The sequence below is a fragment of the Nocardia amamiensis genome (assembly GCF_015477605.1).
Taxonomy (GTDB): Bacteria; Actinomycetota; Actinomycetes; order Mycobacteriales; family Mycobacteriaceae; genus Nocardia; species Nocardia amamiensis_A.
In genome coordinates this window covers 1-2,000 of the sequence record NZ_JADLQX010000121.1, presented here as the reverse complement: position 1 = coordinate 2,000, position 2,000 = coordinate 1, and the positions used below count along the sequence as shown (strand labels likewise).

Annotated in this window: 3 protein-coding genes; 2 read left to right on the top strand and 1 reads right to left on the bottom strand. The window is 63.1% G+C overall.

Features of this window, described 5'->3' with window-relative positions; all coding sequences use genetic code 11:
* Positions 1-556: hypothetical protein (locus IU459_RS36950; RefSeq protein ID WP_195134224.1), on the top strand; the 556-nt coding region annotated here is incomplete at its 5' end.
* 182 nt (positions 557-738) lie between these two features.
* Positions 739-957 (top strand): MbtH family protein, encoded by a 219-nt coding sequence (locus tag IU459_RS36945; protein ID WP_195134223.1) that lies wholly within the window; start codon positions 739-741, stop codon positions 955-957.
* A 629-nt stretch (positions 958-1,586) separates the two neighbouring features.
* On the opposite strand, the gene IU459_RS36940 is transcribed toward IU459_RS36945, so the two are convergent.
* Entirely contained in the window at positions 1,587-1,817 is a 231-nt protein-coding gene (locus IU459_RS36940) for an IS3 family transposase (RefSeq protein ID WP_195134222.1), read from the bottom strand.
* Positions 1,818-2,000 lie beyond the last annotated feature (183 nt).

Sequence of the window (2,000 nt, the reverse complement as noted above, 5' to 3'; positions counted from 1 at the left end):
GGTGGACGCCGTGGTCGCGGTGTGGGCGGTGCAGAAGGCCGGTGCGGCCTGCCTGTTCGCGGGTGACCGCACGGCCGACGAGCTGACCGCCGCGGGCGCCGGATTCGGGATCACCCGGGAGCCGCTGTCCGACAGCGACATCCGCTGGGTGGCACTCGACGACCCGCAGGTGCGCCAGGACCTCGCCGCGGCCGCGCCGCACCCGGTGTCCTACGCCGACCGAGTACGCCCGCTCGGCGAAGAACACCCGGCGTTCGTCGTCACCACGGCAAACGGAGTCGTCACGTTCTCCCAGTCCGAGGCGCTGGCCCGGGCCGAACAGGTGCGCGAGCAGTACGAGATCACCTACGAGTCGACCACGTACACCACCGCCACCGCCGGCCAACCGGCTGTGCTGGAGTTCCTGGCCTCCGCCACAGCGGGTGCCCTCGCGGTCCTCCCGACCGGCGACCTGGACGCCGACCTCACCGAAGCCGAGGTCAGCCACTGGTTCGTCGCACCGGGGGAGGCGACCGACCCGGCCGACGACGAGATCACGATCATGACCACAGAATAGGTGTCGACGAAATCAGCTGGCGCCGAGCACGGAATCATGCTTGGCACCGGCATTTCTTATAGGGATCCGGTTCGGAAATTCAATACAGCGTCCAGTAAGAATCTTTTGAGCGACGTTGTGATTGGCTCGGACGTCTATTCCTAACAGCATCCCACCCCATACCTCACCAGAAAGTAAATGAAATGACCAACCCGTTCGACGACGACAACGCCAGGTTCTACGTCCTGATCAACCAGGAGGGCCAACACTCCTTATGGCCGGTCTTCGCGGCCGTCCCCGGCGGCTGGTCCATCGTCTACGGTGCTGCCAACCGCAAGTCCTGCCTGGAGTACGTGGAGACGAACTGGGTGGATATGCGTCCCAAGTCGCTCATCGAGGCCATGTCCGGCGAGGAGAACTGACCACCTGAATGCGAGACGCGGCGTCCGCATCCCCTGCCGACCGCCGCGCCGCCGCACTTTCGGGAGCTGGAACGCGACGATCCGCCCGACGATAATATGCAGAACGGAATCGCTCCCTCTGCCATAGTTCGAAAGTTGTGCCAGTCAGAGATGTGACGGCGTGAACGGATCGCCTCCCTGAAGCGAGTCGGGAATCAGAAAGTGTTTCTGCCAGTGGATACGTGTAGGCCGCCGTAGGAGCGAGAGACTGCTTTGTCGAATTGTCGTTCCACGTAGTTGAACGTGGTCTACCGGATTCGGGTGACGGTAACTCGTCTTCAACGGCCCAGGGCAGTGCTTGCGGGATCGGCTGTGGAGGTTGTCGTAGCGGCGATATGTCACCGGTTGGCTTGTATGGTCTCGCGGACGCGAGCGCTTGGGCTCGACGCCAGCACCGAGGACATCACAGCGGTTGTCGAGGCGCTACAGGAACTCATCGAATCCTATCTGGTCTGGGAGTGCCAGTTCACCGGTTCGGCGGGCTCACCCGCAATGCCATCACTCCGGCTATGAATCCACGTCCGGCGCGATGGCGCCCAGCGGTCTTCGTTGAGCTTGCCCCGGTTTCCCGGACGGGTTGGGTGTGATGCTCACGCGGCTGCGTGAGCGGGGGTGTGGGCTCGTTCGTACTCTACGGGGCTGAGCATTCCGATCTTCGAGTGTCGCCTTGCGGGGTTGTAGAAGGTTTCGATGTAGTCGAAGATCGCGTTCGCCAGTTCTTGGCGCGTGATCCACTGTTTGCGGTCGAGCAACTCCAATTGCAGTGTTCCGAAGAAGCTTTCGACCATACTGTTGTCGAAGCAGTCCCCGATCGACCCCATCGAGCCGAGCAATCCGGCTGTGCGGATCCGCTGCCCGAAGCCCAGCTGGTGTACTGCCCGGGCTCAATCGGTCGTCGCAACACCGCTTTGTTGGGCCGACAGTAGCAGCTCGTTGAGTGCTTCGACCGGCGTCCTCCAGCCGAGTGTTTTGCGGGGACGGCTGTTGAGCGCGGCGGCGACGGC

Coding starts and splice junctions, on each gene's coding strand:
- IU459_RS36945 (WP_195134223.1), top strand. CDS start 739: ATGACCAACCCGTTCGACGACGACAACGCCAGGTTCTACGTCCTGATC.
- IU459_RS36940 (WP_195134222.1), bottom strand. CDS start 1,817: ATGGGGTCGATCGGGGACTGCTTCGACAACAGTATGGTCGAAAGCTTC.